We start from the raw sequence: 14,498 nt of genomic DNA on the forward strand, positions 1-14,498 counted from the left end.
TTATTCATCTGATTAATAAATAAGGTGAGATGTTACGTCTTGAAGTTATGCCCAGGTAGCGTCTATGCTAGCTTCTTAGCACATCGTTACAACCTAACAAACCAGTTTGTGAAACTAAGAGTAAAACAATGAGTATATGGAAAAAGCCCGTAAGCATAGAGATTCTGAATGCCACGTCAAAAAATACCCTGATCGAGCACCTACAAATTAAATATACAGATTTCACTGACGACTCCCTTACAGCAACCATGCCCGTATGCAGCTTTACTCATCAACCTTTAGGAATGCTTCACGGTGGTGCATCAGTCGTGCTCGCAGAAACATTAGGCTCATTGGCTGCAAACTTCTCTGTCGATGAGGGCAGCTACTGCGTCGGTTTAGATATTAACGCGAACCATGTGCGAGCCATGCGAAGTGGTCATGTGATTGGTACGGCAAAACCGCTTCATCTGGGTATTTCAACGCAAGTGTGGCAAATCGATATCACTGATGAGCGAGGCCGTTTAGTGTGTACCAGTCGCTTGACCATCGCTGTGAAACAACACAAAACAAAGTCGGTATAAACTAAGATGGTGATTGAGTTTTCATTAGGAAAAATCATTGCAACCCAGCGTGAAATAGTGATTAAGCTCTCCGGCAGTGCAATGGTAACCTTGCAAGCGCAAACCGATGCAATTCAGCTGCTGGGTAGAGGAGCGAACGTTGTTTTATCTCATGGAGCAGAGTGCAAATGGTCTATCAAGCTGGACAACGAGGTACAACTGGCTGAACTTTCGCGAGAAATTGGTATCGATATTCAATAATTTATAGTGTGATGTTTGCACTTTTTGGAAAAAATGAGGAAACTTAGCTTATCGACAACAAGATAAGAATTTCCTCTTTATGAGTAGCCCTCGTTTACGTGTTCAGTTCGAAACACTGTTTGAAAAATTTTCCGGTCACGATACGGACGTTCAGCTCGAAGACATCACGGAAGCGTTGTTTTGTACACGTCGTAATGCTCGTATTGTTCTAAATAAACTTGAAGAAGAGGGCTGGATTGAGTGGCATCCGGCAGCGGGTCGAGGAAAACTTTCGAAACTCGTTTTTAAACGTAATCGAAGCGACGTCAGCGAAAACCTCGCCAGGCGTTATCTCGATGAAGGGAAAATCGGTCAGGCTCTAGATGCGCTTGATAACGATGCGGCACGATTGACGCAGGTTATCCAAGGTTATTTAGGGCTTCAGCATCGACAGGGCGAGCAGGTCGTGCGTTTGCCTTATTATCGACCATTGTCGATGTTAAACCCGCAGAAACCGATGCGGCGTTCTGAACAGCACATCGCCAGACAAATTTTTAGCGGACTCACTCGCCTTGATGAAAATGAACAACTTCAACCAGATTTAGCCCACACGTGGGAAGCAATTTCTGATACTCATTGGCGTTTTTATCTTCGTCGTGGAGTACGCTTTCATAATGGTGAACCGTTAACAACCAGTTGTGTTCTTGAAAGTGTGCTTGCGTTAAATGGCTTGAACTTGTTTTCTCACATAAAGCGGGTGTCTTCACCACAAGAGTGGACCGTTGATATTGAGCTCGTCCGTCCTGATCGCTACCTGCCTCTGGCTCTGAGTGAGTCGCAAGCAAAAATTTTGCTACCGAGTGCTTTGCGTTCTGAAAGCTTTGATAGACAACCGATAGGGACAGGGCCGTTCCAAGTTAAAATGAATGATGATAAGCGTCTTATTTTGACTGCTTTTGATGGCTACTTTGGTTTTCGCCCTTTACTTGACCAAGTGGAGGTGTGGGTAATCGATGAAGCCTATTCTTCAATGGTTTATCCAAGCCTGTCAAAGCCGAAGATGGATAAACAAGGTTCATCCGATGAAGTCGAGCTGGACCCTGGCTGTACATTCCTATTACTAAACAAAAACACTGGGATTGCAAAAGATCCACGTTGGGCAGAGTTCCTCTCGCAAACCCTCAACAGTCACCAGATTTACGCGCATGTCCCACAAGATAAAGTGATGGAACTGGGAGTATTGCAAGCCTTTGGCCTTAAGCCCGGTTGGATTGATCTTAGGCCAGCAGAAGCGGGCAGCGTACCACAGGCTAATAAGGTAATTTCCGTAGCGTATCAGAAAAAGCATCCGATGTTTCCAGTAGTTGCCAAGGCCATCAAGACACTCTTAAAACCGCACGGTATAGAGGTTGAGTTTATTCGTTATGATTCTCAACCGCCCGCACCGGAGGAAGTGGATATCTGGGTGAAAGCTATGGGCATTGCAACGAACCGAAATGACGCGTTGGCGGGCTGGCTCCTGGATTACAGTGATATTGAGAAGTTCAGTTCAGGTTACGATTTTAGTGAATGGGCTAAACTTGTCGATCAATGGCGTGCTGGGATGCACACAGACTTTCCTGCGCGTGAGCTAGGACGACAGTTAGTAAAAAGCTGTCAGGTGATTCCTATGTTTCACTGTTGGCTAGGCGTGAATAAAGACCACAGCGGTGCGTTACAAAATGCAAAGTGTAATGCCTTAGGTTGGTTTGATTTTAATAATGTATGGGTCAAACCGGATATAGAAAGTAACCATGGCGAAACCGAATAAGAAGCAGCCGACGAAAACCGTCGATATCTATTGCTCAAAGTGTAAAACTCAACTATTTAAGTACCGTAAAGGCGGGAAAGGCGCACTGGTTAAATGCTTCAAAGAGCGCATTGTTGACGATTTCACACAAACCCCATGTATTTGCCCCGCTTGCGGACAAGAGTTTGCAAGAGATACTTTAGTAAGAGGAACCCCCGCTTACAAAATGATTGGCGGCAAAGTGACAATGAAATAATGAAGGGCTAGAAAATGAGTATGAAACATGACTATTGCATGGTTTTAAGTACAACCAGTAATGAAAAAAATCGAGATCAGATCATTAAAGGTTTGCTAGATGCCCAATTAGCCGCGTGTATTCAAACAATGCCTATTGAAAGCCACTACGTTTGGAAAGGGGAGGTTTGTACTGACAACGAATGGTTGCTAGTCATCAAAACTCGTCGAGAACTTTATGAATTGGTGGAAGAGAAAATAGAAAACCTGCACGAATACGAGGTCGCTCAAATCGTACAGGTTCCAATTGTTGATGGGTTTAACCCTTATTTAGAATGGTTGAGAGAATCGACGTTGAGCCGACATTAAGAATAACGACAACACTGCACCAACGGTATCGCACAACATATCTTTCTGGGCGTCCCATATGTCACCTTGCGAGCCCAGAAAGGCAATTCCCTCATCGCCACCAGCCAACTCCGCATACCACCATTCGATAATCTCATAGCCAGCAGCAAGTGACATGATAGCAAACAAAGCAAACCAGCAAGAGAACGCTTTGTTGAACCGTTTTTTGTTTATCAAGTATTCAGCGATCGGATATGCGTAAAGGCCAATTGAAAAGTGCGCAACGCGATCAAAATTATTTCGCTCTGAACCAATCATGTCGTTAAACCAGTCAAACGGCACTTCGGAGAACGTATATTTCGCACCGATAGTGTGCAAACAGAGCCAGATGAACATTAAAAAGTAAGCCGTATTACTGAACTGATAGCGAATCGAAATCGCCCAAATAGCAACAAGAATACCAATCGCCGGGATAATCTCCGCAAACCAAACTGCACGTGAGTTAGGTTCCAACGCAGAAAATAAAAACACGATGGCATAAAAAATCGTTAATCCTAAGAGTGTCGAGGTGCTTTTCATAGAGTTATTTGATCCTTCAATTTATCTTACAGTGGGACTCCATAGATTGTGTTAATGATTGCACTTAATTGAACGGTGTGCAATTGATATTTTAATGGGTTTTTTGATCACTGAAAATGTTGATTTATTGGCAAACTGCTCAACATTAAAACGTTTGCGCGTGCACTTTTCATTAAAGTTTGATTTACAACATGCCCATCCATAGAATCCATGATTCAGTCTAATAAAAAAGAAGTAAAGCCATGAAACTGGAAACTGTCGATTATCTTGCTGACGATGCTGCTCAACAGTTCGTTACCTCTCTACGCGAAACGGGGTTCGGTGTGTTGAAAAACCACCCGATTCCACAAGAGCTTGTAGAGTCAATTTACAAAAACTGGCATGAGTTTTTCTGTTCAGAACAAAAGAATGATTTTCACTTTAACGTAGACACCCAAGATGGCTACTTCCCACCTTCTGTGTCTGAAGTGGCGAAAGGGCACAAAGTGAAAGACATCAAAGAGTACTTTCATGTTTACCCTTGGGGTCAGATCCCAGAGCAGCTTAAAGCTGAAATCTTAGAGTACTACGAGCGTGCCAATGCATTTGCTCAAGAGCTATTAGGTTGGGTTGAAGCGTACGCACCTAAGGACGTTCAAGAGAAGTTCTCTATCGCGTTGTCAGAAATGATCAATAACAGTGACAAAACATTACTACGCGTGCTTCACTATCCACCGATGACAGGCGAAGAAGAGCCAGGCGCTATTCGTGCTGCTGCGCATGAAGACATTAACCTGTTAACGGTTTTGCCTGCTGCTAATGAGCCTGGACTGCAAGTAAAGAGTAAAGAGGGTGATTGGATCGATGTACCATGTGACTTCGGAAACTTAATCATCAATATTGGTGATATGCTTCAAGAAGCGTCAGGTGGTTATTTCCCTTCAACGACTCACCGTGTAATCAACCCTACGGGTGGCCGTCAAGAAAAGTCACGTATTTCATTACCGTTGTTCCTGCATCCAAAGCCGGAAGTGGTGTTATCTGAACGCTACACTGCACATAGCTACCTTATGGAACGTTTACGTGAGCTAGGGGTTATTTAACCTTTACGTGATCTCCTTACAAAGGCCGATGGTGAATGACTATCGGCCTTTTTGCATTTATGCTACAAAGTGGAAATTATGTTTTTTGTGCCGTGAATGGGGCCCTAAACTCGTGTCAGAGAGGATGAATGGAAGGACAACGTACTGTCAATAGTATTGAGCCTCATGCAATAGAAAATCCGCTGCTTTGGCCAATGTTAGAAATTCTGAGAAAACAGCCCTCTAATTGGAAAGTGCACACCTTGGCAAGCTCGTTGGGTGAACAAGGTTATATTTCAAAGCTGGACGACTCTCCCGATAAGGATTTATTCAAAAGAAATTTCCTGATCATGAATGCATTATATCAACTGCAAGACACTCTGTATCCGGATAGCTGGCTTCAAGTCGAAGCCATGGATATTCAGCTCATGTCTTCGATGGAAGCTTTGAGGCATAAGATCGATATTCATGATCCTTTGCGTGAGTATTACTTAGATTGGCGCAATTACGAAGCGGACGAAGATGAAGTGCGTCGACTGTTGAATGAATTTTGGACAACTTATCAAAAGTTCATCGGTGGTTCGTCAGTAGCCAGCGTAGATAAGACAAAGGCACTGTCACTATTTGAACTTAACACTGACGCTACGCCTGCGGAAATTAGAAAACAATGGCGAAAACTCGCGCTTCGTTGGCATCCTGATCGAGAAAATGGCGATGCAGAAAGATTTAGAGTTCTTTGTGAAGCGTGGAATGTACTGAGAAACGAATGATTCGCTAAGAATAAAGATAAAGGAAGGCAGCTAACTATAGCTGCCTTTTGATTGAACTGTCTCTGTCAGCGTATCAAAACTAGCATGATGACTTAAACTGAGATTTTCGCATGCGGTTGAGGGCAGCCATAACGTCTAGTGTGCGTGGTTTGGCTAAGTCGCCTTGCTTAGGAAGAGCGGCATGCCACTCACCAGACAGCATTTCTTCAATCTCCTTCGCCGGATGATTACACCAACCTGGAAGTTGAGCAATTTGGAACCATAACCAGCCAATTGTGTTGACTTCATCGGCTGACTCTATCTGTTCCAAAGCGCTAAGATCAGTAAACTCTTTACCAAATCGAAGTGACTCTTTGCCTTTCGCATTCACACGGAACTTGCCGTCAGTAAGAATATTCATCAACGCAACGCGGTTCAGTGCTCGAGGTGGGAAGGTCTGTAAACGTTCTTCTGACTCGTTATGGCGTTGAGTAGGGTGCTGAGCGATAACTTCTTTCGCTTTTTCAGTCACATCAACGGCTTGGTAGTCGTGCATTTGAATGACGGTATCGGCAACGTCTAAGTAGTCGCCCGACCCACCCATAACGATAATGGTAGAGATATCAAGATCATCTCGTAATTGACCAATGCGGTCGACGAGAGGAGTAATTGGCTCATCACCTTTTGCCACCAATGCCTGCATACGCTCATCTCTAATCATGAAGTTGGTAGCAGAAGTATCTTCATCAATCAATAATGTGCTTGCACCCGCTTCAATAGACTCTTGAAGCCAAGCGGCTTGCGACGTTGAGCCTGATGCGTCTTGAGTAGAAAAGTCCGCCGTATCTTTACCCATCGGTAAATGGTTGATGTAGTTTGACAGGTTCAAGTGGTGTACGCATCGGCCATCTTCGGCACGAATCTTCATAGCCTTGTTATCGGCAACAATGTATTCGCGACCATCTCCTGGAATATGATCGTAAATTGAACGCTCTATTGCATTTAATAAGGTAGATTTACCGTGGAAGCCACCACCTACAATCAGTGTGATACCTTTTGGAATTCCTAATCCTGTGACATGGCCCTTGTTTGGCGCATGTAAAGTGACTTGTAGAGATTCAGGGGCTTTAAACTCAACGGCTTCTTTCATTGGAAGGTCGCAATTACCTGCAATTCGAGGAAGAATACTGCCGTTTGCGACAAACGCGACTAAGTTATTGGCCTCTAACTGTTCTCGTAGGGCATCTTGGTCTTCAACAACTTGGCAGTGCTTAATTAAAGCGGCTTTGTCGAGTTCACGCTCTAAAGTTGCTCGACGGATAAACTTAGGCAGGTGGAAAGTCAGTATGTTGTTGGCTTTTTTCCCCAATACTGAACGACCTTCGGCTGGTAAGTTAACTCGAAAACGCAGTTCAATACCTTCTTCAGTAAACAACACCGCGGTGCTATCCAGTACAGTTTGGCCTGTCAGTGAAATTGATACTGAGTTTTCTTGTTTAGCAAACTGTTCAAAACTACGCGCAATAAAATCACGTGCAGCTCTTTGAAATGCAGGAGACTCGTCTCTTAGCCACTCAAGACCAGTCAAAGACCATGCGCGAGTCGCACGAAAACGTGACGCCGATGCATAAGGGTCACCCTGTACATGATCGATAAACAAAGTGAAATCAGTGAAGTCGTATTGACCTTTGATTTGCTGATAAGCTCGGTAGTTCTGCTTTTCAATTTTCTTAAGCGTGGCAGTCAACTGATCCATGAAGATATTGGCCTTTTAATAGAAGCGGGCGGCGATTATAGAAACCACCGCCCTCATAGTAAAGAGAATGCTTAGGAAGAGTAGGCGTATTGCCCGCCAGAAAGGCGCTGATTAAACAAACTTTGCTCAAATTCATTACAAGGCATAGGTTTACCATAAAGAAAACCTTGTCCGATATCACAACCCTCACCAATAAGAAACTGCTCTTGTTGGTGGGATTCAATGCCCTCGATCACTACTTGGAGTTCCAGTTTTTTTGCAATGTGTATGATTGAACAAATGATCTCGCGATCATCATCTGACTTTTCCATTTGCTGGACGAAGCTTTTATCAATTTTGATGGCATCAAACGGATATTTCTTTAAATAGCTGAACGAGGCATATCCTGTACCAAAATCATCAAGTGACAATGTCACACCTAGTTTGTGCAACTTATTTAACGTTGTGCGTGCTACTATTTCATCGGCAATTAGAGCGCTCTCGGTTACTTCGAGTTCGAGAAAGTGTGCTGGCAAATGGAAAGTGTCGAGTAGGTGTTGCACTTGTTCTGCAAAATTTACGTTTTGTAATTGAATGGGAGAAACGTTGACGGCAATTTTGAAGTTATCGATTAACTCAGACCATTGTTTCGCTTTGTCTATCGCGGTACGCAGAACAAAAGAGCCAACTTCAAAGATAAGCCCGTTTTGTTCCGCCATATGTATCAATGCTTCGTTGGAAACGTCGCCAAGTATTGGATGTCTCCAGCGAAGCAAGGCTTCTGCGCCAATCCATTTACGTGTTTTGGAGTCTACTTGAGGTTGAAAGTACAACACTAAATCGTCGTTACGCACTGCTTGTAAAAGGTAACTTTCCAGTTCATTGTGACTATTGAGATCCGCCGAATGATTTTCTCTAAAATAACTAAAAGGTTCGCCGGATTCTTTACATAGAAGCATCGCGTAACATGCATGTTGAAGGATACGCTTAGCATTGCTGCAATCTTTGTAAGCTTGAACTATACCGATATACGTGTGCAAATGTATTTCTGTTTTGTTGAAGACAAATCCATCTACGCTAATTTTAGTGATATCATCTAATAGTTGATTTAACCGAGCTTCAATATCCTCTCCCCAAATCAATAAAACCATGTCATTCGAACTTGGTCTACCAGTGATAAATCCGCTAGCACCGTGTCTGGTTAATCTGGAGTGAAATTCTTTTAAAATGTTGTCAAAGACCTCGAACCCGTGCCTGGTCTGAATACTGCGAGCGTTACTAAAACCAATGTTGATGACCACAAGCGATTGCTGATCACTATCAAGGGACTGTAAGGTGTATTGGACAATGTTCTCAAGTGCAGAGCGATTTAGAAACCCAGTCCCCTGATCATGTGTTTTTTGGTAGCTCACTTGTTTTTCCGCGGCTTTACGGCGATCAATTTCTTGTGTTAAGGAGTAACTTAACTGGGCTAAATCCGTGGTACGATTTTCAATTCGACTCTTTAGCTCGGTGTTAAGTCGCTGAAGTTTATGTTGTTGGTACACAACTGAAAGCTGTGCTTCGATTGAATCTTTGAAAGTTTCAAGCAACTGACGGTAACTATCGTTGTACTCGTTTCTCTCAGAGTCAAGCATACAGATTGTTCCAAATGTCTCCCCATTTGGCCAGAATAGCGGTAAGCCGCAATAAGAAATCATGCCTAGTTTGATGTCTGGGTTATTTTGCCATTCTTCATCTTCAAGCGCATTGGGGATTACAAGCTCGCCTTTCTGTTCTATAACTTGCTCGCAATACAAACCGTTACCAAGCAGCTCTGCATCGCCAGTACGATAAGGATTACCTAGAGTTTCGCTAGATGTATTTACTTCTATGCGATCCGGATGGATACGCATAATTAATGTGGTGGGTACGTGTGTTATTTGAGCCAGTAAGTTGACGATTTCCTGCCAACTTCTTCGCATAGACTCAGGGATTTCGTAGTCTAATGTTTGCAATCTCCCCATATAGGTCATCCTTTACGTGGTTTCACTTCCTGTGAATTAAAAATGCAGACTGCTCTATTTTGTTCTCGCTTTTTAATTAAGTATAGGGTGGCTAGGGCTCGAAACAAAAAAAAGTCCTGAAAAGTATTCAGGACTAGGAATAGTTGTCACATATCTCATCCTTGAAACAGGTAACAAGTATCAAGGCTTAAGCGACATTAACGATTCAATAGAAATGTCTTGCGCATAGTCGACATCTTCAAAGTTAAAGCCATTGAGCTTCATAAACTCATCTTTAAAACCTTGGTAATCACCAATCTCTTTAAAGTTTTCAGCATTCATCTGTTCTAAAAGAGCGTGGACTTCTTGTTGAACTTGCGGTCCAAGTTCCAAGTCATCTATTCGAATCAAGCGTTCGCCGTCAACTGGCACTTTCTCTTGATCGTATAACTTCGTAGTAAACAGCCGCTGCATTTGTTCAATACAGCGTTCGTGAGTACCTTTTTCCTTCATCACTCTATAAAGCGCTAACAGGTAGGGACTTAGCGCAGGGATGAATACACTGGCTTTCGTCACCAACGCCTTACACACGGTTGCGTAAGCACCGCCGTCAAAGTTGGCGAGTTTGAGGTTTAATGAATGACTGGTTTGGTGTAAATCGATTTTCGCTCGACCTAACGTACCATCGAGATAAATTGGGTGCGTAATGTCAGGGCCCATGTAAGAAAAGGCGATGGTTTTGCAGCCGTTTGCGATAGAGTCGTTATTGATGAGTGTGTCAATCCAGCTTTCCCAGTCTTCGCCTCCCATTACTTTAATGGTGGCGTTGGCTTCCTCTTCTGTTGCAGGCGTTAAGGTGGTTTCTATCCACTTATCGTTCTCCAGCATGATAGAAGCGCCAGTGACAGGTTCACCAATAGGTTTAATGACACTGCGCCAAAACTCATCAGATTCAGGTTTAGGTCGAACACCGGTTGCCAAGCTATAGATGACTAAGTCAACTTCACCCTCAAAGTACGTTTCAATGGCTTCAATCACTTGATTGCGCACCGAACCAGAGAATGCATCGCCAACAATATTTATTGCGGTACGCCCGGCTTGATTTGCTTCTTGCTTAAAAAAGACGTTGTTATACCAACCCGCACTCCCAACCCCTTTCTCTGAAGGGCCACGCTCAAATGAGACGCCAATGGTATCGGCGTTAGCGCCACCGAACGTTAGGGCTATTCGTGCCGCTAGGCCGAAACCAGAGGAGGCACCAATAATCAAAACCCGTTTTGGGCCTTTTTTGATCTGTGGGGCGTGCTTTACGTATTCAATTTGCTCTTTAATAGATGCATGACACCCTTTGGGGTGCGCAGAGCGAGCAACAACACCTTGAATTAACGGTTCTATTCGCATGTTGTTATCTATCCTCGATGAGTGGAATTGAAAATAGATTAACGTAAAGTTACGTAAAACTTATTGAGCTAGACCATTAAAATTAGAGATGTTTAATTAATTCTTGAGCAACGAAATCAGCGATCCAAGGTTGTGCATCTGGTTTTGGGTGAAGGCCATCATCCATCATCCATTCTGGTTTGGTGACAACATGCTCTAAGAAGAATGGCATCAAGGCAACTTGTTGATGCTGTGCAAGCTTAGGGTAGATATCGTAAAACATATCGCTATAGCGCTTACCATAATTAGGTGGAACCCGAATTTGCATCATGACAACGTCCGCACCAGAATCTTTTATCATGGTAATCATTTTTGAAAGATTCGACGTAATAAGTTTAGGAGGGAAGCCTCTTAGGCCATCGTTGGCACCTAACTCAATAAGTACCATGTCAGGGCTATACTGAGTTAGCAACTGAGGTAACCGTGCTAAGCCATTGCCGGTTGTATCGCCAGAAATGCTGGCATTAATAACTGTTACATCTTGACCATGTTCTGACAACGCATCAGGGAGTAAGCTAGGCCAACTCTCTTCGATCGGCATCTGATAGCCTGCACTCAAGCTATCACCCAAGACAAGTAGCTTTTCGCTCGCATGTGAAGTAGCGGAAAAACAAAAAAATAGAACTAAGGAAAGTATACGAATCATGCAAACACCTGTACTTAATGCACCTATTGTTCAAGCCAATTTGGTTTCTAAACAAGTCTCTACTAATCAAGAACAATTAACAATCCTCAAAGACGTAAATGTTGACATCCGAAAAGGAGAAAAGATCGCCATCGTCGGAACTTCCGGTGCAGGTAAGTCAACATTGATGACGTTGCTAGCTGGTCTTGATACACCGACATCAGGCGAAATTACTTTATTAGGTCATGAATTATCAAAACTGGACGATGAAGCACGTGCGAAAATTCGGGCTGACTCTTTAGGTTTTGTTTTCCAAAGTTTCTTATTAATCCCGAGTTTGAGTGCATTACGTAATGTCACGCTTCCTTGTCTTTTACGTGGTGAAGCCGAAGATGAAGCAAGAGCAGCGGAATTATTAGCTGCTGTTGGATTGGAAAAACGTGTCGATCATCTACCAAGCCAGTTATCTGGTGGTGAACAACAGCGAGTTGCACTAGCGCGAGCATTTATGACACAACCTGAACTGTTGTTCGCAGACGAGCCTACCGGCAATCTTGACCATCAAACCGCAGACAAAGTGATTGAGCTGCTATTCGATCTTAATGAACAGCACGGGACAACTCTGATTTTAGTAACACACGATGGTCATCTAGCAAGCCGATGTGACCGTATCTATCGTATGGAGGCGGGTGAGCTTAAGGAGGAGATATAATGTCTGCAGTATCATCAAGTGAAGCAACATCCACAGAGCAAAACAGTACAACACAGCACTCGTCGAATAAAAGTTTGATACGTTGGAGTTTCGGCGAAATAAGGCAGGGGAATCTTTGGCCTATTAGCGTTGCTCTTATTCTCGTGATTGCGAGTATCTTTGCGCTTTCTGCATTAGCAGAACGAATGGAGCAGGTGATCGTCAAGCAGGGGAAGGATGCATTAACGGCAGATGCGGTGTTTGTGTCTGCTAATCCCATTCCGGACACGTTGTTAACCTCGACTGAAAACCTTGAACGTTCGATGATGACGCGATTTGCCACTATGGCATTTAGCGATAATGGTATGCAGCTTATTTCTGTAAGGGCGGTGGATGATAATTACCCTTTAATGGGAGAGCTCGTTCTTGAAAATAATCCGGCCAGTCGCGTTAAAGAGAACCAACTCTGGCTTGATGAGCGGATTATGACTCAACTAAACGTAAACTCAGGTGACAGCGTCACGATAGGCGATGCCGAGTTTACTGTATCAGGCGCAGTATTGATGGAACCTGGCTTGAGCTTTAATCCATTTCAGCAAATGCCTTCTGCATACATTCATCAAAGTGACGTAGATAAAACAGGAGCAATTCAAGTTGGGAGCCGAGTTCAATACCGTCTGTTTTTACAAGCCGATGATAAAACACTAAAGAGCTTACAAGATGATACGCAGCTTTCTCCGAGCGATCGCTGGCGCACGCAAGATACTGCCAGTCGTAGTAATGAGGTTTTTGAACGCACGACGCAGTATCTGTCGTTGACCGTAGCGATTGTCATCATTATGGCAGCGACAACATTGGTTCTTACTTGTCAAAATTACGTGAACAGCCGGACACAAACTATCGCGATGTTGAAAAGTCTTGGTGCGAGCCGCCGATGGATTGAAAAGTGGTTATTTATTCAAGTCACAATCCTTCTCATTAGTGCCAGTGTCGTCGGTATATTGTTAGGGAGCGGGCTGGAATATTTATTACGTATTCCACTCAAAGACTTATTACCCGACCCACTCCCTAGTTACGGCGTCACACCATTTTTGGTGGCATTTATCTCAGCAGTCTTGATTACGGTGCCTGCTCTCGGTATACCACTTTTAGGCTTGATTAAAACTCCCGCGTTAGAAGTGCTACAGCAGGGTAAAGCGCAACGTTCTTGGAAGCGAATGTTACTTGTTCTAGTGCCCGTTATTCCATTACTTTTACTGTATGCTGATAACACCTTAGTTTGGATCGTGCTCACTGGTATAGCGGTACTGTTTGTGGTACTCGCAGCAGTTAGCGTCACACTCACAAAGCTGTTTGCACGTGTGTCAACCCATCCTGCAATGAAGCTTGCGTTGAGTCGTATCAACCGGACGCCAGTAACCAGCGGCCTACAGTTTGGTGCTTTGGCATTATCTTTGATGTTGCTGTCTATCATTTGGCTTGTGCGCAGCGATATTCTCGCGGATTGGGAGAGAACCTTACCTGCAGACGCGCCAAATGTGTTCGCTTTGAACATTGGTGATTATGAGCTCGATAACTACCTAGAAACCCTAGACAAAAATGGAGTTACGCGGTCACAAGCTTATCCAATAATTCGTGGACGACTAACAGAGATTAACGGTCAAAACGTCAAAGAGATTGATTACGAAGGAGAAGGTTCTGACGCGATACGTCGAGAGCTAAACCTGACATGGGGAGATACCCTACCAGAATATAATGATGTGCTTTCGGGTGAATGGACAAACAAAGGGAGTGTATCTGTAGAAGCGGATGTAGCAAATGACTTAGGCATAAAACTCGGTGATACGCTGCGCTTTGTAATAAACAGCCAGAATTACGATGCAGTAGTAGATACCATCCGTTATGTCGAATGGCGTGACATGAAGCCTAACTTTTATTTTATTTTCTCATCTGACGTGATGGCTAATTTACCTGGTTCTTACCTCATCAGTTATAGGATTGAAGAAGGAAATGAAGCGTTGTTGACGTCAATGTCACGTGCTCACCCAACGGTCTCTGTTTTAGATATCCGAACTATGGGCGAGAAAATTCAGGCTTTGATTCAGCAAATCGTATCAGCAATCACCATCCTTGCTCTTTTAGGCGTTGTTGCTGGTCTGCTGCTCATCTTTACGCTACTGAGGTTAAGCTTGTCCCAACGCCAACAAGAGATTCGTTTGTATCGCACATTAGGTTCAAGTAAGAAACGGATCAACACAACCCTGTGGGCCGAGTACGGAATTATGGCGTTGATTGCTAGTGGTGTTGCGGTATTCGCTGCGGAAGTTTGTGTGGCCGCAGTCATGACATATGGATTCGATCTCAATGCACAAATTCACCCCGAATTGTGGATAGCTTTACCGCTTGCAACATTTGTTACGTTGGCACTTGTAGTGATGAGTTTGTTGAAAAGATTGTTAACGCCAGTAAACACTTAATCG

The 14,498-nt window shown here is 43.7% G+C and carries 14 protein-coding genes; 9 read left to right on the top strand and 5 right to left on the bottom strand.

Annotated elements, in window-relative coordinates; translation table 11 throughout:
* The first annotated feature begins 128 nt into the window (after positions 1-128).
* The 5 genes from R7Q11_RS05440 (at position 129) to cutA (ending at position 3,174) form a co-directional block, all read left to right on the top strand.
* Complete coding sequence (locus R7Q11_RS05440) at positions 129-563, top strand: hotdog fold thioesterase (RefSeq protein ID WP_005376340.1); 435 nt, start codon at positions 129-131, stop codon at positions 561-563.
* 6 nt (positions 564-569) lie between these two features.
* Entirely contained in the window at positions 570-803 is a 234-nt protein-coding gene (locus R7Q11_RS05445; RefSeq protein ID WP_005386281.1) for a DUF3389 domain-containing protein, read from the top strand.
* A gap of 79 nt (positions 804-882) precedes the next feature.
* A complete protein-coding gene (locus tag R7Q11_RS05450; RefSeq protein WP_005386283.1) occupies positions 883-2,592 on the top strand; it encodes an SgrR family transcriptional regulator in 1,710 nt (569 codons plus the stop codon).
* Entirely contained in the window at positions 2,576-2,827 is a 252-nt protein-coding gene (locus R7Q11_RS05455; protein ID WP_017634167.1) for a hypothetical protein, read from the top strand. Before R7Q11_RS05450 ends, R7Q11_RS05455 begins: the two co-directional genes overlap by 17 nt.
* 14 nt (positions 2,828-2,841) lie before the next feature.
* Positions 2,842-3,174, top strand: coding sequence for a divalent-cation tolerance protein CutA (gene cutA, locus R7Q11_RS05460; protein WP_017634166.1), 333 nt, complete (start codon positions 2,842-2,844; stop codon positions 3,172-3,174).
* On the opposite strand, the gene R7Q11_RS05465 is transcribed toward cutA, so the two are convergent.
* Positions 3,136-3,732: a DUF2238 domain-containing protein gene (locus tag R7Q11_RS05465; RefSeq protein WP_005376330.1), complete on the bottom strand. Its 597-nt coding sequence runs from the start codon at positions 3,730-3,732 to the stop codon at positions 3,136-3,138. The genes cutA and R7Q11_RS05465 overlap by 39 nt on opposite strands.
* A 242-nt stretch (positions 3,733-3,974) precedes the next feature.
* On the opposite strand from R7Q11_RS05465, the gene R7Q11_RS05470 reads away from it, so the two are divergent.
* Both R7Q11_RS05470 and R7Q11_RS05475 read left to right on the top strand, forming a co-directional pair.
* On the top strand, positions 3,975-4,814 hold the full coding sequence (locus R7Q11_RS05470; protein ID WP_005386285.1) for an isopenicillin N synthase family dioxygenase: 840 nt from the start codon (positions 3,975-3,977) through the stop codon (positions 4,812-4,814).
* A 128-nt stretch (positions 4,815-4,942) separates the two neighbouring features.
* Positions 4,943-5,563: a DNA-J related domain-containing protein gene (locus R7Q11_RS05475; protein ID WP_005376328.1), complete on the top strand. Its 621-nt coding sequence runs from the start codon at positions 4,943-4,945 to the stop codon at positions 5,561-5,563.
* A gap of 79 nt (positions 5,564-5,642) precedes the next feature.
* Here R7Q11_RS05475 and R7Q11_RS05480 read toward each other — a convergent pair whose 3' ends face one another.
* From R7Q11_RS05480 to R7Q11_RS05495, 4 genes are all read right to left on the bottom strand, one after another.
* Positions 5,643-7,298: an ABC-ATPase domain-containing protein gene (locus tag R7Q11_RS05480; protein WP_017821933.1), complete on the bottom strand. Its 1,656-nt coding sequence runs from the start codon at positions 7,296-7,298 to the stop codon at positions 5,643-5,645.
* A 71-nt stretch (positions 7,299-7,369) separates the two neighbouring features.
* A complete protein-coding gene (locus R7Q11_RS05485; RefSeq protein WP_017634164.1) occupies positions 7,370-9,283 on the bottom strand; it encodes a sensor domain-containing phosphodiesterase in 1,914 nt (637 codons plus the stop codon).
* Between the two features lie 180 nt (positions 9,284-9,463).
* The gene (gene fabV, locus R7Q11_RS05490; protein ID WP_225466260.1) at positions 9,464-10,663 is read right to left on the bottom strand and encodes an enoyl-ACP reductase FabV; all 1,200 of its coding nucleotides are present in this window, start codon (positions 10,661-10,663) and stop codon (positions 9,464-9,466) included.
* 82 nt (positions 10,664-10,745) lie between these two features.
* Positions 10,746-11,348 (bottom strand): arylesterase, encoded by a 603-nt coding sequence (locus R7Q11_RS05495; RefSeq protein WP_158156034.1) that lies wholly within the window; start codon positions 11,346-11,348, stop codon positions 10,746-10,748.
* Here R7Q11_RS05495 and R7Q11_RS05500 point away from each other — a divergent pair.
* Together R7Q11_RS05500 and R7Q11_RS05505 are read left to right on the top strand one after the other, a co-directional pair.
* Positions 11,347-12,039, top strand: coding sequence for an ABC transporter ATP-binding protein (locus tag R7Q11_RS05500; protein ID WP_005376323.1), 693 nt, complete (start codon positions 11,347-11,349; stop codon positions 12,037-12,039). The genes R7Q11_RS05495 and R7Q11_RS05500 overlap by 2 nt on opposite strands.
* Complete coding sequence (locus R7Q11_RS05505) at positions 12,039-14,495, top strand: ABC transporter permease (protein WP_172563794.1); 2,457 nt, start codon at positions 12,039-12,041, stop codon at positions 14,493-14,495. Before R7Q11_RS05500 ends, R7Q11_RS05505 begins: the two co-directional genes overlap by 1 nt.
* Positions 14,496-14,498: the final 3 nt, after the last annotated feature.

The organism is Vibrio sp. 970, from assembly GCF_033339075.1.